Raw genomic sequence first — 18645 nt, 5'->3', positions numbered from 1 at the left:
GTTAATTATTTAGATTGAAGAACATAAAATGAATAGAAAACGTATTTTAACAGTATTTGGTACACGACCTGAAGCTATAAAAATGGCACCCGTTGTTCATGCATTAGCGGTAGATGAACGCTTTGAAGCTAAAGTGTGCGTTACCGCTCAGCATCGTGAAATGTTAGATCAAGTGCTTGAGTTATTTGAAATAACGCCTGATTACGATTTGAATTTGATGAAGCCAGGTCAAGACTTAACAGATATTACTAGTGGCATATTGCAAGGCTTAAAGCCAGTTCTTGAAGAGTTCAAACCGGATCATGTTTTAGTGCACGGTGATACAGCGACCACACTTTCAACAACGTTATCTGCGTACTATCAACAAGTTAAAGTCGGTCATGTTGAAGCCGGTTTACGTACCGGTAATGTATATTCACCTTGGCCAGAAGAGGGCAACCGTAAGTTAACCGGTGCCATTGCCGATTTACACTTTGCTCCTACTGAAACGTCAAAGCAAAATTTATTAGCCGAAAATATCGACCCTGAAAAAATCATAGTCACCGGTAATACGGTTATCGATGCGTTACTTGATGTCATTGAAAAGCTCGAAACTAATGTTGAATTTAAATCGTCATTGCAGGCAAAGTTTGATTTTCTTGATGAAAATAAACGCCTTGTGCTGATCACCGGGCATCGCCGTGAAAGTTTTGGTGGTGGTTTTGAGCGTATCTGTGAGGCGATTTCACAAATGGCAACAGCATTTCCAGACGTTGAGTTTGTTTACCCGATGCACCTGAACCCTAATGTACGTGAGCCCGTTAATCGACTCCTTGCTGATTTGAACAATGTATTCCTTATTGAACCATTAGATTATTTACCTTTTGTGTATTTAATGAATAAGTCGTATGTGCTGTTAACTGATTCAGGTGGGATACAAGAAGAAGCGCCATCGCTTGGTAAGCCTGTATTGGTTATGCGCGATACCACTGAACGCCCTGAAGCAGTAGAAGCTGGAACGGTTAAACTAGTCGGTACCAGTGTCGATGTTATCGTACGTGAATTATCAACATTGTTATTGAATGATGACGCATATGAAGCTATGAGCTTTGCACACAACCCCTATGGGGACGGCAATGCGTGCGCCCGAATTCTTGATTCCTTATAAATTTAAATATTAGAAAAGTAATTATTATGTCATTTGAAACAATTTCAGTTATTGGGCTTGGGTATATTGGTTTACCCACTGCGGCTATGTTTGCATCTCGTAAGAAAAACGTCATTGGTATTGATGTTAATCAGGAAGCGGTGGACACTATAAATAGAGGTGAAATTCATATCGTAGAGCCAGAGCTTGATATGTTGGTGCATGCCGCTGTTACTCAGGGGTTTTTAAAAGCGATGACAAAGCCAGAACCTGCAGATGCTTTTTTAATTGCCGTACCAACACCATTTTTGCCAATAGAACGCGATGGAGATATTCCTCAACCAGATTTAAAATATATTGAGGCAGCATCAAAGGCTATTGCTCCAGTATTAAAAGCGGGTGATTTAGTTATACTTGAGTCAACTTCACCTGTAGGTGCGACGGAAAAAATGGCTGAATGGTTAGCAGAAGCAAGAACAGACTTAAGTTTTCCTCAAACACAAGGAGAATTATCTGACATTCGTATTGCACATTGCCCTGAACGAGTACTTCCAGGTCATGTTGTAAGAGAACTTGTTGAAAACGATAGAGTTATAGGCGGCATGACTAATCAGTGTTCAGAAGCAGCAATTGAACTTTATAAAATTTTTGTTCAAGGTGAGTGTGTAGTTACTAATGCTCGCACTGCGGAAATGGCAAAACTTACAGAAAATAGTTGCCGTGATGTGCAAATAGCATTTGCCAACGAGTTGTCAGTAATTTGTGATAAATTAGATATAGATGTGTGGGAGCTTATCTCATTAGCAAATCGCCATCCACGCATTAATATTTTACAACCTGGTCCAGGTGTTGGCGGGCACTGTATCGCTGTTGATCCATGGTTTATTGTATCTAAAACTCCTGACGAAGCTAAAATCATTCACACGGCACGCTTGGTAAATGATGCTAAACCTAAGTGGGTTATAAATAAAGTGAAACTGGCGGTAGCAGACTTTTTGCAGGCTAACCCAGAAAAAACAGCAAAAGAAGTAACTATTGCTTGTTATGGCTTAGCGTTTAAGCCTGATATCGATGACCTACGTGAAAGCCCCGCGCGTGATATTACGATTGATATCGCAGAAATGCATGCAGGAAAGGTATTAGCAGTAGAGCCAAATATTCAAGAATTACCAAAGAACTTTACCAATATAGAATTAATAGAGTTTGAGTTGGCTTTAAATAAAGCCGATATACAAGTAATGCTAGTCGACCATAAAGAATTTAAAGTGGGAACAAAAGTACCAGGATTAGTAATCGATACCAAGGGTATTTGGTAAGTTTGTTCTTTAGTTATAAATAGGTTTGGATTTAAATATGTTAAATAATAAAGTGGTGTTAATCACAGGTGGTACTGGTTCTTTTGGTAAAAAATTTATTGAGACAATTTTAGATAGATACCCAGATGTAAAGAAAATTATCATTTACTCTCGAGATGAGTTGAAGCAATCAATTATCAAGCAAAAGTATCCGGTTTACGACTATCCGCAATTGCGCTTTTTTATTGGTGATGTGCGCGATAAAGAGCGTATGACACAGGCTTGCGAAGGGGTAGATGTTATAATTCACGCTGCAGCAATTAAGCAAGTAGATACAGCTGAATACAACCCAACTGAGTGTATTAGAACTAACGTAGATGGCGCTGAAAATGTTATTCACGCTGCTTTAGCGTGTGGCGTTGAAGATGTAGTTGCACTTTCTACTGATAAAGCTTGTGCTCCGATTAACTTATACGGAGCAACAAAATTAGCTTCAGACAAACTTTTTGCTGCAGCAAACAATATCCGTGGTTCGAAAGATATTAAGTTTAGTGTTGTACGTTACGGTAATGTAATGGGCTCTCGAGGCTCTGTGATTCCTTTCTTTATCGATAAAAAGAAAGAGGGCATGTTACCTATTACGCACGAAGAAATGACTCGCTTTAATATCTCGCTGCAAGATGGCGTTAATATGGTGATGTACGCGATAGAGAATCATATTGGTGGGGAAATATTTGTTCCTAAAATACCATCTTACAAAATTACCGATATTGCGACCGCTATTGCTCCTGATTGTGAAACTCGCATTGTTGGTATTCGCCCTGGTGAAAAATTACACGAAGAAATGATCACCGATACGGATTCACTAAATACCATTGATTTAGGCCGTTACTATGCAATTTTACCTTCGGTGTCATTTATGCACACAGAAGAAGATTTCATAAAGCATCATAATGCGGTAAAAGTTCCTTTTGGTTTTAAGTATAACTCAGGCACAAATACTGAGTGGGAAACGATAGACTCATTGAGAGCTTTAATTGTTGAACACGTAGACCCAAACTTTGAAGTGTAACTAGACCTATGATCCCTTACGGTAAACAAGATATAACGCAAGCAGATATTGACGCTGTTATTAGAGTATTAAAATCAGATTTTTTAACGCAGGGCCCGCAAGTGCCTTTATTTGAAAGCAAAATAAAGGAGGCTGTTGAGGCTGAATACGCGCTTGCAGTTAACTCTGCAACGTCAGCGTTACATATTGCTTGTTTAGCGCTAGGGGTCGGTAAAGGCGATGTTGTTTGGACTACGCCAATCACATTTGTCGCATCGGCAAACTGTGCTTTATATTGTGGCGCAGATGTCGATTTTGTCGATATTAGCCCTGAAACATATAACTTAAGCCCTAAAAATCTTGAGCAAAAACTATCATATGCTAAGCAGAATAACTTACCCTTACCCAAGGTGGTTATTCCTGTTCACCTATGTGGTCAACCGTGTGAAATGGAAGAAATTCATAAACTAAGTTTAGAATATGGTTTTTCAATTATTGAAGATGCTTCTCATGCTATTGGTGGTAAATATAAAGGTCAACCTGTAGGTAACTGTGTATATAGTGATATTACTGTGTTCAGTTTTCATCCAGTAAAAATTGTAACAACTGCCGAAGGTGGTGTAGCTACTACAAATAATGCTACATTAGCCAAAAAAATGGATTTGTTAAGAAGCCACGGAGTAACTAGAGATCCAAGCCTAATGACAGAAGAAAGTCATGGTGGTTGGTATTATCAGCAGATAGATCTTGGCTTTAATTATAGAATGACAGAAATGCAAGCTGCGCTTGGTGTAAGTCAGATGTCCAGGTTACACGATTTTGTTGCTAAGAGAAATGACTTAGCCAAACGTTATGACTCGCTATTAAGTGACCTTCCTATAGTAACTCCAAAGCAGATTCCTGATTCTTATTCAGGGCGACATTTATATGTTATTAAATTGAAAGTAAGTGAAATTCAGAAATCTCATCGAGCGGTTTTTGAGGAATTAAGGAATCAAGGTATCGGGGTTAATCTTCATTATATTCCTGTTCACCTTCAACCCTATTATCAAGATTTAGGTTTCAATACCGGAGATTTTGATGAAGCCGAGTCATATTATCAGAAGGCAATCAGCATTCCATTATTTCATACAATGACACATGAACAGCAAGATGCAGTTATTGAAGCCCTGAAGGTTGTTCTATTGTGAATGTTGCAATAATTCCAGCCCGTGGTGGAAGCAAAAGAATACCTCGAAAAAATATTAAAGAGTTTTGTGGCAAACCTATGATCGGGTACTCAATTTTGGCCGCGAAAGAGTCTGGTTGTTTTGAACGGATAATTGTTTCAACAGACGATAGTGAAATTGCTGATGTAGCTAAATCGTATGGAGCAGAAGTCCCATTTATACGGCCAGCAGATGTTTCCGATGACTATGCAACTACTATTGATGTAATTCAACATGCTATTAAAGAGCTTCGATTACCTTCTGATTCAAATATATGTTGTTTATACGCTACTGCACCTTTTGTTACTGCTGACAGCCTAAGAAAGGGGTTAGAGTTAGTGAATGAAGAAGGTGTTGATTATGCGTTTAGCGCGACAGAATATACGTTCCCAATTCAGCGTGCTTTTCGTTTAAACGAGCAGCAGCGTGTTGAAATGTTTCAGCCGGAGTATTTTAATACTCGTTCACAGGACTTAGAGCAAGCTTACCATGATGCAGGGCAATTTTATTGGGGTAAATGCCCAGCTTATCTAGCTGGAATCCCATTTTTTTCCGAAAAGTCTAAGCCTGTATTATTACCATTGTCAAGGGTTCAGGATATAGATACACCTGCTGAATGGGACAGAGCAGAATTGATGTTTAAGTTACTTTAACTTTTAAGTATATGAATAGAGTTAATATCATGCGGAATATAGTTTTCAGAGTCGACTCATCATTTGGTATAGGAACTGGACACGTTATGAGGTGTCTAACTCTTGCCAAGTCTATTGCTAAAGAAATTGAAGGTAATATTTATTTCTTCACTAAGAACTTAGAGGGAAACATAAACGCGCAGATAATCTCTGCTGGTTTCACCTTAGTCGAAATGAAGTCAACTGGGCAACAAACCGAAAATGGCTTACTTCAATGTCAATGGTTGGGCTCTTCGCAAGAATCCGATGCACTGGAATTTTTAATATTGTTAAAAGCAAATGGAATTTCTTATGTTGACTACTTGATCATAGACCATTACGGCATAGATAAAGATTGGCAGAATATTGTAAAACCTTTTACAGGTAAAACACTTGTTATTGATGATTTAGGTGATCGCGAGCATAATTGCGATTTTTTGCTCGATCAAACCTTTAATTGTTCACGTGACAAATATAGCCAGTTAACAGCTGAAAATTGTACGTTACTTCTTGGAACTCGATATGCTCTGCTTAGAGATGAGTTTATAGTTGGCTCCGAAGAAATAAGAAGGTCTAGAAAATTAATAAAAGGTAATACAATACTTGTGATGTTTGGTGGGACAGATCCCAAAAACTTAACTTTACAAGCACTACAGATAATTTCAGAACGAACAGATGTCGATAACGTTAATGTGATTGTAGGAGCTTCCGCTTTACACTTAAAGTCTATAAAAAACTACAGTTATCGTAATGACAAAATACACTTGCATGTTTCCCCGCCTAATATAGCTGAATTGATGCTCAATGCTACCTTGGCAGTAGGTGCTGCTGGTACTACTTCTTGGGAGCGCTGTGCAACAGGGTTACCTGCGGTGGTGGTCATTGAAGCTGAAAATCAGCAAAGAATAGCACAGGAACTAGAAAAGGCAGGCGTTATAACTAGGCTACAACAAGAAGAGATGACGGGCTTATTAAATGAGAAAGTTGACGAATGGCTAAAGCCTGAGTTTATAGAGTGTTTATTATCCGATAAGTTTTTGGATATTTGCGATGCATACGGAAGTAGAAGGGTAGTTAAAAAGGTATTCGATTATGTTTAAAGCTGTTTCTGTATTGGTTGATAATGACTCTTGGATTTTACCTTACGCGAAGAGCTTGGTTTCTTCATTAAACGGTATTGGCTGTAATAGTGTGCTTTGCCGACATCAAGATGAAGTACCCGATGGTGATGTCTGTTTTATGCTTGGCTGTACTAGAATAGTTCAAGAGCAAGTGCTCAAGAAAAACAAGTATAACATGGTTGTTCATGAAAGTGATTTACCTCAAGGTAAAGGCTTCGCTCCAGTAGCGTGGCAAATATTAGAAGAGAAAAACCAAATTCCAGTCTGTTTAATTGAAGCTGCTGCAGATGTTGATGCTGGAGATATTTGGATACAGGATTCGATTAAACTAGATGGGACTGAACTTAATTCTGAGTGGCGTAAGAAACAGGGCGAGATAAGTGTAAAAATGGCACTAAAGTTTATAACAAGTTTTGAAAAGCTGACGCCAATTAAGCAATCAGGAAACTCTACGTTTTACCCTAGAAGAACCCCTCAAAATAGTGAGTTAAATATTTCGAAGAGTATCGAAGACCAATTTAATCTCATTAGAGTTGTTGACAATAAAAATTATCCTGCTTTTTTTATATTCAATGGGGTTAAATATAAATTGGCTATAGAAAAAGTAATAGATTAAGACTTCAAAGAAGGATTCGAAAATGAGTGGATACATAAGTTTAAAAGAAAGTGAGTTCAAGCTTTTTTTGCAAGAACGAGGAATTGAAACGACTGGAGATTTAAGTCTTTGTAAAAAAGTATCAAAAATCAAACCTATTACCGAAGCATCTCAAGACGATGTCGCCTTTTGTAGGTTCGATGATGCACGTGGCATGGCTTATATAAAAAACACCGAAGCAACTTTGATTTTTATTCCTCTTAATTTAAAAGGCAACTTTTCTGATGAGGGCAAATTATACTTACCCTGTGAAACTCCAAGGTTAGAAATCTTACGATTTATTTCCTCGTTTTGGAAAGAGTCAGATGAAGGATACAACTATAAAGGTAATCCTTGCATACACCCCTCAGCAATTATCGAGGACGGAGTTAAAATAGGCCCTTTTACAGTAATTGGTTCTGGAGTTCATATAAAGAAAGGTTGTCAAATTGGAGCTAATTGCCATATCGAGAATGCCACTGTAGGTGAGAACACTTTAATTGGAAGTAGTGTGACAATTGGTGGCTCAGGTTTTGGATTTGAGGATGATGAGATAACCGGTGAAGTGATACATTTCCCACATATTGGAAGAGTTCTTATTGGAAAAAGTGTTTCTATCGGTTCAAGTACATGTGTTGATCGAGGCTCAATAGGTGATACTGTGATCGGTGACAATACTAAAGTTGATAATTTAGTACATATTGCACATAACGTCAAAATTGGCATTAATTGTAAAGTTATAGCGCTTGCTATGATTGGAGGAAGTGTGAACATCGGTGATAGCTGTTGGATCTCACCAGCTTCTGCAATTCGTGATTGGAGGAATATAGGTAATAAATCACTAGTTGGCCTAGGCGCAGTAGTAACAAAAGATGTTGATGAAGGCGAAGTGGTAGTTGGTAACCCAGCTAAACCAATGGCACGAACAAATAATAGATATAAGTAACTTTAGGATTTTAAATGACAATAACCATAGCCGAGACACCAATAGGTAGAAACCATAAGCCTTTTATTATTGCTGAGATGTCAGGCAATCATAACAACTCTTTAGAGAGAGCACTTGAGCTTGTTGATGCAGCCGCGAGTGCAGGGGTTGATGCTTTAAAAATTCAAACAGCGACGCCTGATGGCTTAACTCTAAATCTACAGAGCGATGACTTTACAATTAATGATAAGAGTAGCTTATGGAATGGACGAACACTATATGACTTATATAAAGAAGCAGTGACTCCTTGGGAATGGCATAAGCCATTGTTTGACAGGTGTAAGGAGCTTGGTCTTATTGCGTTTAGTTCACCTTTCGAGCTAGATGCAGTCGACTTTCTTGAGGAGTTAAATGTTCCTTGCTATAAAATAGCTTCTTTTGAGTTAGTAGATCTCCCACTAATTAAAAAAGCCGCTGCAACAGGTAAACCAATTATAATGTCGACAGGTATGGCAAATGTATCAGAGATTGAAGATGCAGTTAATGCAGCTAGGTCAGTTGGTAATGACCAGATTATTCTTCTCAAATGTACATCAAGCTACCCTGCGTCGCCAAAAGATACTAATTTAAAAACTATAAAACACCTCGGGGAACTTTTTGGTACAGAGGTTGGTTTATCAGATCATACTATGGGCGTAGGTGGTGCATGCGCATCTGTTGCGTTTGGGGCGTCAGTTATAGAAAAGCATTTTACTCTTTCAAGAGATGAAGGTGGAGTCGACAGTGCATTCTCTCTTGAGCCACATGAGCTTAAGTCTTTAGTTGTAGAAACAGAGAGAGCATGGCAAGCTCTTGGGGATGTAAGCTATGGTCAAGGAATGGCTGAAAGCAAATCGAAAATTTTCCGTCGCTCTCTTTATATTTGCAAAGACTTAGAGCCTGGTGACAAGCTTACTGAAGAAAATTTGAGAATAATTCGTCCCGGCTTTGGTATGGAACCAAAATATTATGATGTTGTATTAGGACGTAAAGTAAATAGCAAATTACGAAAGGGAACACGCATGCAGTGGGACTTTATCGGATGATGAGTGTGCTAGTAGTAGCTGCTCATGCCGACGATGAAACGCTAGGGTGTGGTGGCACGATTGCTCGTCACGTAGACAATGGTGATCATGTCACCATTATTTTCATGACAGATGGTGTGGCTTCAAGAGACAATATAGTAAGTGGTGGCGAAGAGGATCGGAGCTCAGCTGCACATGACGCCATGAATATACTTGGAGTACAAGATGTTCGTCAACTGTCCTTTCCTGATAACAAGATGGATAGTCTTCCTTTACTTGAAATAGTAAAGGAAATTGAAGTGATTATAAAGGAAGTGAAACCATCAACTGTTTACACTCACTTTGCCCATGATCTAAATGTTGATCACAGAGTAACTCATAATGCGGTGATGACAGCTTGTCGTCCACAACCTTGGTGTAGTGTGAAAAGTATTCTTTCATTTGAAGTGCTTTCTAGTACCGAGTGGAACTCACCATCTCAACCCGCGTTTATACCTCAGTACTTTGTAGATATTTCAGATTACTGGAATAAAAAATTCAAGGCGTTGAAGTGTTATGATGAAGAGATGAGAGAATTTCCTCATAGTAGGAGCTACGAATGTATTGAAGCTCAGGCTACATATAGAGGTGCAACTCATGGGGTTGGTAAAGCTGAAGCTTTTTTTGTAGAGCGAATAGTACGATAGTTAACTCATGCTGTTACAGTTTTTAATATCGAATATGCCGCTTGAAAAAGTCAATATTTTTAATATTCAAAATATAAACGTTATGAGAAAGTTGTTGCTTGAATTTTCTATATTTAAAATAGAATATCTTAGATAGATTTCTCTAACAAGAAGTCATAGCGTGAGCAAGTTGTAGAATAGAAATCCTGTGAAATTTCGGGATTACATTGATTAAAATTGAAAGAATAAAACTTAAAGTACCAATGAAAAATATAGATGTATTAAACCTAGAGTGGCCAGGAAATGAACGAGATGTCCATGCCGTTGCTCCGATAATTTTGGAGTTAAGGAAAAGAGGTTTTTTGTGTGTAACAGGAGATGTTTTTTCTTACCAGCTATATCTCTTGTATTATCGACCAAGGGTTTTATTAATCTCTAATTTTCAAGGTGCGGTTATTAATCATGACTTATGTACAATTGCGCATAACCTTGGGATTAAGGTTATCTCTTTAATTGCTGAAGGGAATGTTAGAGAAAGTGCAATAGCGCAAATGACATGGGGTAACAACAAAGCCCGAGAGGTCTACTTTGATAAACTTCTATTGTGGTCAAGTAGATCTGAAAACTTTATACATGAATATTATCCTGAATTAAAGGGTAAGACAAAAGTTACAGGAAATGTTGCTGCGGATAGGTATAAGAGACTTAACTTTACGAGTAAGCAAGAATTTTTAGATAAAGAGTTCCCTAGTTTTAGCGCATCTAAGGTAGTTGGTCTTGCAGGGTGGGGCTTTGACAGAATCCATGAAACGAGTTTTTTTCAGGGGAATAAAGAAGCTATATTAAAGAACTCTTCTTTAGAGCAGGTATTACGACATCGTTCCGATTTTATAGAACTTAAAGCTTTTTATAATAAAATAATTAAAGACAACCCTACAGTTATTTTTATTTTACGACCTCATCCAGGGCTTACAGAAGAAAAATATAATGAATTTTTGGGGCTTGATAAATATCCAAATATTTATTATTCCCAGCCAAGAGAGTGCAGGTATTCTATTTCAGATTTAATTTCGGTTTCTGACTTATGGGGGGGATATGAAACAACAACCTGTTTGGAAGCGTGGTTGCTAGATAAGCAAACATTTCTAGTTAATCCTAGTGGTGGTGACTTTATACGAGATATCACTGCAGAGGGGAGTTATATTGTTTCTACTTATCAAAAGCTTGATGAATTAGTGTCGTCAAATAAAAAAGCCGAAGATATTATTCTAAATAGCACTCAGATAAAATTAAGAAAAGAAAGCATCATTGAAGGTGTGATTGGATTTAATGATGGGGAAAGTTATTTACGAGCTACAACTGAAGTTGAAGATGCATTAAACTGCACGACTAAGCCTAAATATAATGTGGGTGATGTAATTTTGAAGCTTAATCCAGTTAACTTCATTAAAAATATCTTGAGAAATATAAATGCACTAAATCGCCTCAGAGGGCTCAGAGAGGTTGATAATAGCCAAGTTGAGAAAGCTTTGTTGATGTATAAATGATCTTACGCCCCCTTACTTAATTTGATAGGTAAATTTAATTACGGTCTACTAAAAGTCTTGAACTTGATCGGAATAACTTTATATAACATATATGAAAAACAATGAAAGTGTCCATGGTGGTGGTCATCTTAAAAAATACTTAAAGCACACTCCTTGGTATTTGTTAAGTAGTCTAACGACTAAAGCTATGGGATTTTTACTAATTCCGCTGCTAACCAATTACTTGTCACCTATCGAATATGGAACTCTTTCTACTGTCGAGGCAATAGGGCGTGTTTTACCAATATTTATTGCCCTGTATCTCGACTCTGCTTTTAATCGTTTTTATTTTAAAGAAAAAGCTGTATCGCAAGAGAGGGTTTCCAAGCTTTATAGTACTCATTTTTGGTTTATTGTTTTTTGGGGGACTTTAATCGGAGGGGGGGCTTTTTACATTTTCCCATTGGTACTACGTGATTTATCAGAAGTCTCTAGCATAATTATATTTGTGCTCATAATCACGCAACTTTTTAACCAATTAGCTGTAATGGTTACCATGATTTGGAATGCTAATTTATTAGCTAAAAAGCTAGCGATTTTTCAAGTTATTATGTCATTCATTGCTGTTTTTCTTACATGGTATCTTCTGACTGTGGAAAGCTTAGGTTGGGAGTCTAGGCTTTATGCTTTAGGTCTTGTATCCGTAGTTCAATTAGCAATACTTCTTTATATAGCAATTAAAAACTCTTGGTTAACGCTGTCATTTAATAAAGAAATTCTTCTTCGTAGTTTAAAGTTTTCAATTCCACTTCTGCCCAACATTGCTGCAGGGTGGATAGCCTTATCATCAGATCGCTTAATACTCGCCTATTTTGGGAAAGTAGACCAAGTAGGTTTGTATTCCGTAGCGGCACAAATAGCTATTTTAATGTATGTTTTCAATGATGCAATCACTAAAGTACAAACTCCAGTAGCGATGTCAGGATTAACGGATGATAAAACCGTGGCAAAGCGAAAAATGGCGAGCTTTCTAGTTGGTTACTTCACTTTGATTTCCATGGTTTACTGTTTACTTGTATTGTTCAGTAGAGAAATTTTATATTACTTTACTGCAGACTCTTTTCATGATGCCTACGTGATCGTTATGATTCTAGGAGGGGTGTATTTTGCAAGTGGAGTATATCGTGTTTTCACAAATATCATATCTTTTCATAATGCAACATGGATAATTTCAATTGCTGCGTTTATTCAAGCAATAGTAAATATTGTACTTAATTTTATATTTATTCCACATTTTGGGATGTATGCAGCTGCTTTAAGTACGTTATTGAGTATGCTCGCGTATACATTTTGGTTATACTACAGGGCTCAAAAATTAGATCGGATAGAGTTTGATAAACAGGCAGTTGTAAAGATATTGATATTAGTTATGTCTCTAATTTTATCTAGCTTAGCTATTGATACGTATTTTGTGGTTGGAATTGAGTTATTTCTTTTCAAAGCTCTAATTTTTATTCTTTTTTTCGTTACATTAGTATCATTGAAATCAAGTTATAAAATTAAAATGCAATTTGTTTCTTTAATTAATTCAGCTGTAATTAAAAGCAAAATTAAATGAAAGACAGCGTAATTGTTAATTAAGTTAAATAAAGGCAATTTAATGAATCGCGAAATCTTGATTTATTTATTTGAGGCGTATAGACGTGAGTTCCTTTCAGAGGATGGCTCACTATTTGACAGGACAGTCTCTAGTGCTTTAGTTGGACAGTATCATTATGGTAGCTTTATCTTATGTGCAGTTTTGGCTCATAACGAAAGCCCTAGCGAATCTCTAAGAGAAGACATCAGATCAGTTTTTTTATTTTTGAATCGACATATAGATAAGCCAGTCGTAAAATCTAGCATTGATTTCAATATTGAATCAATTTGCTTAGCACATTGGGTTTGTGACGAACCTTCATTAAAGAAGATATTAGCTAAAGAGTTGATAGGATATTTAACTCTACTGGAGCTAGATATTAAAGCTCATGCGACAGATTATTACTTGCTTAGATATTTTAATGTGAAGTATTTAAATAAATATTTAGGCTGTGAAATTGAAATCAATGAAAAAGTAAAAGATGTAATAGAATCTATTAAATTGTCTAAAGGGGTTTTATTTGATAGTTATGTTCACGGAAACGGAATACCTGATTTAACTTATCATTGCAGGAATCTGCAATTGCTTCAGTTGTGCATCAGCATACTAGGTGAAGAAGGGTTTTCTTGCGCAGTACAGAAAGGGTTTCAATTTCTCGATCAAATCTCCAGTGATTCAACCCATCTTGGAGTGTATGGCCGTTCACCTGAAACAGCATACGGTTACTCTTCATTATTGTTGAGTTTAAGCTTCTACAAAGAGTCGCGTAATCACATAAGTTTTAAATCTATCTCTCAAGTAATTTTGGAGCGCTTTTTTACTGCGAATTTTAAAGATATTGAGATAAGTATAGGTGGAAAAAAAGCTAATCAAAATAGATGTGGCTATGACTCTTATATGTATCCTATTGTATACAAGCTATTTACATTATCTAGATGTATGTTGGCAACGGAACTAAAGGCGAAAGTCCAGATTGAGCGGATTGAAAGCCCTAAAACTAATAACCAAATATTTATCGAGGTAGATTCGGGGGTCGGGGTAGTTAAGTGGAAAGAAAATTTTATGCTCTTTAATGCTAAAGGTCATCAATACTCCCAATTAAGGCCGAATGATTCTCGTTATTTTCCTTGCATTCCATATGTTCTAGAAATTGGAGGGGAGTGGCAAGCACCCCTTGTGCCATATCAGTCACCTTGTAAATTACCTGAAGAAAATTTTTTAATAAAAATTAAACGACTTATTCAAGGGAAATTGACGAGGTTTAAATATAAAACAGATTACTTAGGTTACCACCCTGTTTTTATAAATAGTAAAAGAAAATTTGTTGTTAGTGGTAATGAATCAATTGATGTTAAGGCGGGAGAGATTCATGCGGAATCTAGTCAAATTATTATTAGAAACACATGGGGATCGATAATACAGGCAGTGTTTTGCCGTGAAAAGCTAAAAGGTATTAAGGTTTCCTATAAGTTAGCAATCAAAAATGAGCGAGTTGAGAATCACTATAACTTGAATCAGGCTTGTAACGTAGAATATTGTGTTAGAGTAAATGTTATGGATAATGTCAGTTTTAAAGGGCAAGAGCTTTATCTAAATAAAAAAAAGTTGATGTCCTACTCTTTACCAGTTAATAAAATGACAAGTTGTAAAGTTTATCAATGTACAGGTGGATGGGTAAAAATAGTTACTTTTTCTTTTGTTGGGTTAACACGAAAATTTATTGCGACATATTAATATGAACAAATTAAAAAAAATTATAAAAGGTTTGTTAGACTCTGTTAAGTTTAAAACATCAAACCCATTTCGTTTCCATCTTTCTGCTATTAAAGAGCTTGATAGTGTGTCTGATGATTATTTGATAGTTAAACTTAAACATGAAGCTCATTTGCTAGAGAAGAATATAAAAAACCATTACAAAGAAAATCATGGAAAAATACGCAGAGATTATGTAAGAAAATTAATCTCTGAATGTGAAAATAGAAGTTTACGAGAAGATGAAATCATCAACTGGAGTAAACGAGTAGTTAGTCAATATGGGGTATGGGAATCTAAGAAAAAGCCAGTGGTTACTTTAGGGGGGGAATTCCTAACTGCAGGGCATCCTTTAAGTGTTCCGTCTGTTCGATTTTGGGATGAAAGAAAGCCAAGCAAAGAGTTAATAATCGACTGTGTCAAAGCGGCTCAACTTGCTCCTGCATCATGCAATCGGCAAGCTTTTAAAGTTATTGTTTTGGAAAATAAACAGCCTAAAACTAAAGGCTCTAGCGCATTGAATTCTAGTATGTTCGATGCTACTGCTTATAGAGTTTTCATATATTATAATAGGAATAATTATACTGAAAAGTACTCAGCAGCTATAGATGTAGGTATGTTTTCTCAAAACTTCATTTTAGAGGCAAAAAAAAATGGTATGGGATGTTGTTGCTGTTATGCAAGTGAACATTTAGAGAAATCCCAGAAAGAATATCTCAATAAGTTTAACCTAGGTAATGAGTATTATTGCCTACTATCTATTTTAGTCGGTTACCCAAATGAGGTTGTGTCAAAACCTCCAAGAGTGTCGGCAGAGAAACTAATCAAATTTTATACGCGTTAATAAGGATTACATTGTGTGTGGTATTACTGGTTTTATTTCCAATGGCGGACAAGTTTCTGGAAATAAGTATTATAAGGCGCATCTTACGACAGCACATCGTGGCCCTGATGATGAGGGCTTTTTCTACATAAAAGGCGACAGAAGTGTATATTCTAAAGGTGACGATACATCTCCAGATTTTGAAGAGCTTCCTCATATAATTGAATCTGGAGCATTAGATTTAATCTTAGGTCATCGTAGATTGAGTATAATAGATCTCTCCTCAGCAGGACATCAACCTTTTAACTTGGGTGAACACATTGTTGTTTATAATGGTGAAATTTATAATTACTTAGAGCTAAAAAAAGAGCTTGAAGAACTTGGTGTTAGTTTTAATACCTCAACCGATACAGAAGTATTTCTTGCCGCCTTTATATTCTGGGGAGATGAGGCGTTTAAAAAGTTTAATGGGATGTGGGCTGCTGTAATTTATAACTCACGTACCAAAGAAACTACTTTTACAAGGGATAGGTTTGGGGTTAAACCATTTTATTATTTGCTCGATGAAGAAGGGGTGTATTTTTCGTCCGAGATTAAGTTTTTTAGAGAACTTAAGGATTTAAGCGAAATAGATGAAGAAGCCGTTTATCAGTATTTAAGATATAGTGAAACAGACTTTTCTGAAAATACGATGTTTAAAAAAGTTAAACAATTACAGCCTGGTTTTTGTGCAACTGTTTCGAATGGACAGGTTAATAAAAAAGAGTATTGGGGGGATTCTGATTTAACTAATTTAAATAAAAGTCTCAACTCAGTTGAAAGTGTCTTAAAAAGTTCAATAGATATACGGTTAAGGTCTGATGTAACTGTAGGCTCACTTCTTAGTGGAGGGATTGATTCCTCATTGATTGTTGGCATGATAAATGATTCTCATGGACTTTCTAAATTTAATTCTTATTCAGCTGTGTTCGAAGAAGAGAAATATTCAGAGAAAAAGTATATTGAAAAAACTGCTGAGCTACTTAACTTTAGTCCAAAATACATCTACCCTAAAGCAAATGATTTAACTAAGTATGTGAATGAATTAATTTATATTCAAGAGCTCCCTTTTAGAAGCCTTTCTGTTTTATCTCAATACCTAATTTATAAAGATGTTGCAGAGACTGGCGATGTTAAAGTTCTACTTAATGGTCAAGGTGCTGATGAAATATTTTCAGGTTATACAGAACATTATTTCTCATATTTTGTAGATTTATTTAAAAGGTTTAAGTTCTTCGCGCTTGCTAAAGAGTTTATTGCTTTTAAGGAATATAAATCATTATCTTGGAAAGCATCAGTTTCTGTTACTGTTAAATCACTCTTAACCAAGCAATTTGAACGTACAGATAAGTATGGGATTTTTAATAGGAAGTTTAAAAGAAATCGAAGTAAGAAACCTTTCAGAAGCGAGTTGAAAAATAAGCTTTACTCAAATCTGAATTTTAGTGCTTTGCGGGAGTATCTTCGTTATGAAGATAGAAATTCAATGCGCTTCTCGCTTGAATCGAGGTTACCGTTTCTTGATTTTCGTTTGGTGCAATCTGCTTTCTCTTTAAGCCCAGATGATTATATTGTTAATGGCGTGACGAAGGTTCAGTTGCGAGAGATTGGAAAAAGTAAGCTTGCAGAAGAAGTTCGCTTAAGGAGGGACAAGACTGGCTTTGTTTCACCTCAAGAGCTTTGGCAAAAAAATGAATTGAAATTAGAACTCGATAATTGCTTTGATGTTATTCAAAAAGAAGGTTTGTTTGATTTTATTGAAAAAGATGCTGTAGTTTCTTTGTACCAAGAATATAAAAAAGGTATTTCCAATGACTGGGCTGTGATATGGCGAATCTACTGTCTTTATAAGTGGAAGAAAATTTGGATAGAGAAGGTCGAAGTGGGACTTTAAGCAAATGAACGAAAGTATAATTCTAATTGCCCATAAATTTCCTCCTTTTAGTGGGGTAGGAGCTAATCGATGGGCGCATATCTCTCGAGAGCTTGGAATGCTAGGCGTTAATGTTCATGTATTAACTGTAGATAGGGGGGATGTCCCGTTTATTCACGAAAACGTTAAAGTACATAGAGTTTCATCTGACCCTTTTTATAAATTAATAGGGCTGAAGTTTAGAAGTAGATTTTTATCTTCGAGTATTGCTTTTGTCGTTGAAAAATTTCGGACATTGTTTTGGTATGATGATGAAGCTCAATATTGGGGGCGTTATTTACTTCCTAAAATTAGGGCGTTAGTGCAACAAAATGATGTGAAAACCGTTATAGCAACAGGGCATCCTTTTCAAGCTAATCGTTGGGCTGCAGTTGCAAAAGAAGATTTAGGAGATGAAATAAGGCTAATTCAGGATATTAGAGATCCTTGGGCTCATAACCCTTTTAAAAAGTACTTATTTGAGTGGCAATGTCGTCAAGTCAAAATGTGGCAGAAAGAGGCTTTGTCGGCGGCTGATGTTAATGTCTTTGTAACTCAAGGGCTGCAAAAATTGATTACGCCAGACTCTAAGAGTTCTTCTGTGATAGAGAATGGGCATAGCTTTGAATGTGTTCGTCAGTTAGATAATGAAAGAAGCAATAATGAAATTATCGTCCATGCAGGGACTCTAGCTAATGGTCGTGATTTAATAGCTGAGCCCTTTTTTAAGCTATGCCTTAGCGAACCAGAGATATTGCGTGGTAAGACAGTTCACTTTTATGGCAGGGTTTCACTGTGGTTACTTAGAAAGTATAAAGATTTATTTACTAGTAAGTTATTCTTTTTACATCAACCTGTTGCTCAGGCTGAATTATCAAAAATATATGCTAAATCAGTTTTTGCTTTACAGTTTAATGCTGCCGAATATAGCTACTTGGTTTCAACTAAAATATACGAACACCCTGCTTTAGGCCTACCAACTTTGAGCATCAATTGTGGTGGTGAAATTGAAGACATGATTTTAAAAAATAATTTAGGGGTGTCTTGTCGTCCTCAAATAGGCCCATTAAAAAATGCTATTAAAGAAATATTCGATAATAAATTTAGCGATGATTTAAGCGTGTATGCGGACAAAGCAAGCTTTAAAGCGAGGGCGCGTGACTACCTTAATTTAATTGAGAATAGGTAACGTTA

At 36.4% G+C, this 18645-nt stretch carries 16 protein-coding genes; all 16 read left to right on the top strand.

All coding sequences use genetic code 11. The annotated features are described in order from the left end of the window. The first annotated feature begins 28 nt into the window (after positions 1 to 28). The 16 genes from wecB to AC27JP_RS02725 all read left to right on the top strand — a co-directional run bounded on the left by wecB (position 29) and on the right by AC27JP_RS02725 (position 18640). On the top strand, positions 29 to 1147 hold the full coding sequence (wecB, locus tag AC27JP_RS02800) for a non-hydrolyzing UDP-N-acetylglucosamine 2-epimerase (protein WP_487111919.1): 1119 nt from the start codon (positions 29 to 31) through the stop codon (positions 1145 to 1147). 26 nt (positions 1148 to 1173) lie between these two features. Continuing rightward, positions 1174 to 2442 carry a UDP-N-acetyl-D-mannosamine dehydrogenase gene (gene wecC, locus AC27JP_RS02795; RefSeq protein WP_487111918.1) on the top strand — a complete coding sequence of 423 codons (1269 nt, stop codon included), beginning with the start codon at positions 1174 to 1176 and terminating at the stop codon, positions 2440 to 2442. 37 nt (positions 2443 to 2479) lie between these two features. Next, the gene (gene pseB, locus AC27JP_RS02790) at positions 2480 to 3493 is read left to right on the top strand and encodes a UDP-N-acetylglucosamine 4,6-dehydratase (inverting) (protein WP_487111917.1); all 1014 of its coding nucleotides are present in this window, start codon (positions 2480 to 2482) and stop codon (positions 3491 to 3493) included. 8 nt (positions 3494 to 3501) lie between these two features. Then, the gene (gene pseC / locus AC27JP_RS02785; protein ID WP_487111916.1) at positions 3502 to 4662 is read left to right on the top strand and encodes a UDP-4-amino-4,6-dideoxy-N-acetyl-beta-L-altrosamine transaminase; all 1161 of its coding nucleotides are present in this window, start codon (positions 3502 to 3504) and stop codon (positions 4660 to 4662) included. Beyond that, positions 4659 to 5333, top strand: coding sequence for a pseudaminic acid cytidylyltransferase (pseF, locus tag AC27JP_RS02780; protein WP_487111915.1), 675 nt, complete (start codon positions 4659 to 4661; stop codon positions 5331 to 5333). Before pseC ends, pseF begins: the two co-directional genes overlap by 4 nt. An 11-nt stretch (positions 5334 to 5344) precedes the next feature. Continuing rightward, positions 5345 to 6451 carry a UDP-2,4-diacetamido-2,4,6-trideoxy-beta-L-altropyranose hydrolase gene (gene pseG / locus AC27JP_RS02775; protein WP_487111914.1) on the top strand — a complete coding sequence of 369 codons (1107 nt, stop codon included), beginning with the start codon at positions 5345 to 5347 and terminating at the stop codon, positions 6449 to 6451. Then, complete coding sequence (locus tag AC27JP_RS02770) at positions 6444 to 7088, top strand: formyl transferase (protein ID WP_487111913.1); 645 nt, start codon at positions 6444 to 6446, stop codon at positions 7086 to 7088. Before pseG ends, AC27JP_RS02770 begins: the two co-directional genes overlap by 8 nt. Positions 7089 to 7110: 22 nt before the next feature. After that, positions 7111 to 8052: a hypothetical protein gene (locus tag AC27JP_RS02765; RefSeq protein WP_487111912.1), complete on the top strand. Its 942-nt coding sequence runs from the start codon at positions 7111 to 7113 to the stop codon at positions 8050 to 8052. Between the two features lie 14 nt (positions 8053 to 8066). Then, positions 8067 to 9116: a pseudaminic acid synthase gene (gene pseI, locus AC27JP_RS02760; protein ID WP_487111911.1), complete on the top strand. Its 1050-nt coding sequence runs from the start codon at positions 8067 to 8069 to the stop codon at positions 9114 to 9116. Beyond that, positions 9113 to 9781: a PIG-L deacetylase family protein gene (locus tag AC27JP_RS02755; RefSeq protein WP_487111910.1), complete on the top strand. Its 669-nt coding sequence runs from the start codon at positions 9113 to 9115 to the stop codon at positions 9779 to 9781. Before pseI ends, AC27JP_RS02755 begins: the two co-directional genes overlap by 4 nt. 206 nt (positions 9782 to 9987) lie before the next feature. Beyond that, positions 9988 to 11307, top strand: coding sequence for a BFO_1060 family glycosyltransferase (locus AC27JP_RS02750; protein ID WP_487111909.1), 1320 nt, complete (start codon positions 9988 to 9990; stop codon positions 11305 to 11307). A 91-nt stretch (positions 11308 to 11398) separates the two neighbouring features. Then, entirely contained in the window at positions 11399 to 12904 is a 1506-nt protein-coding gene (locus AC27JP_RS02745; protein WP_487111908.1) for an oligosaccharide flippase family protein, read from the top strand. Positions 12905 to 12946: 42 nt separating this feature from the next. Then, complete coding sequence (locus AC27JP_RS02740; RefSeq protein ID WP_487111907.1) at positions 12947 to 14659, top strand: hypothetical protein; 1713 nt, start codon at positions 12947 to 12949, stop codon at positions 14657 to 14659. Position 14660: 1 nt separating this feature from the next. Continuing rightward, positions 14661 to 15521: a nitroreductase family protein gene (locus tag AC27JP_RS02735; protein WP_487111906.1), complete on the top strand. Its 861-nt coding sequence runs from the start codon at positions 14661 to 14663 to the stop codon at positions 15519 to 15521. A gap of 13 nt (positions 15522 to 15534) precedes the next feature. Further along, on the top strand, positions 15535 to 17433 hold the full coding sequence (asnB, locus tag AC27JP_RS02730; RefSeq protein ID WP_487111905.1) for an asparagine synthase (glutamine-hydrolyzing): 1899 nt from the start codon (positions 15535 to 15537) through the stop codon (positions 17431 to 17433). 4 nt (positions 17434 to 17437) lie between these two features. Next, complete coding sequence (locus AC27JP_RS02725; protein WP_487111904.1) at positions 17438 to 18640, top strand: glycosyltransferase family protein; 1203 nt, start codon at positions 17438 to 17440, stop codon at positions 18638 to 18640. Positions 18641 to 18645 lie beyond the last annotated feature (5 nt).

It is taken from the genome of Colwellia sp. SU-HH01172, from assembly GCF_057553355.1.
This window is presented reverse-complemented; position numbering and strand designations above follow the sequence as displayed.

Bases quoted from the DNA above. Each gene is read 5' to 3' on its own strand.
- AC27JP_RS02740 (WP_487111907.1), top strand. From the start codon at position 12,947: ATGAATCGCGAAATCTTGATTTATTTATTTGAGGCGTATAGACGTGAG.
- pseB (WP_487111917.1), top strand. From the start codon at position 2,480: ATGTTAAATAATAAAGTGGTGTTAATCACAGGTGGTACTGGTTCTTTT.
- wecC (WP_487111918.1), top strand. From the start codon at position 1,174: ATGTCATTTGAAACAATTTCAGTTATTGGGCTTGGGTATATTGGTTTA.
- pseG (WP_487111914.1), top strand. From the start codon at position 5,345: ATGAATAGAGTTAATATCATGCGGAATATAGTTTTCAGAGTCGACTCA.
- AC27JP_RS02765 (WP_487111912.1), top strand. From the start codon at position 7,111: ATGAGTGGATACATAAGTTTAAAAGAAAGTGAGTTCAAGCTTTTTTTG.
- AC27JP_RS02755 (WP_487111910.1), top strand. From the start codon at position 9,113: ATGATGAGTGTGCTAGTAGTAGCTGCTCATGCCGACGATGAAACGCTA.
- wecB (WP_487111919.1), top strand. From the start codon at position 29: ATGAATAGAAAACGTATTTTAACAGTATTTGGTACACGACCTGAAGCT.
- AC27JP_RS02745 (WP_487111908.1), top strand. From the start codon at position 11,399: ATGAAAAACAATGAAAGTGTCCATGGTGGTGGTCATCTTAAAAAATAC.
- AC27JP_RS02725 (WP_487111904.1), top strand. From the start codon at position 17,438: ATGAACGAAAGTATAATTCTAATTGCCCATAAATTTCCTCCTTTTAGT.
- pseI (WP_487111911.1), top strand. From the start codon at position 8,067: ATGACAATAACCATAGCCGAGACACCAATAGGTAGAAACCATAAGCCT.
- AC27JP_RS02735 (WP_487111906.1), top strand. From the start codon at position 14,661: ATGAACAAATTAAAAAAAATTATAAAAGGTTTGTTAGACTCTGTTAAG.
- AC27JP_RS02770 (WP_487111913.1), top strand. From the start codon at position 6,444: ATGTTTAAAGCTGTTTCTGTATTGGTTGATAATGACTCTTGGATTTTA.
- pseC (WP_487111916.1), top strand. From the start codon at position 3,502: ATGATCCCTTACGGTAAACAAGATATAACGCAAGCAGATATTGACGCT.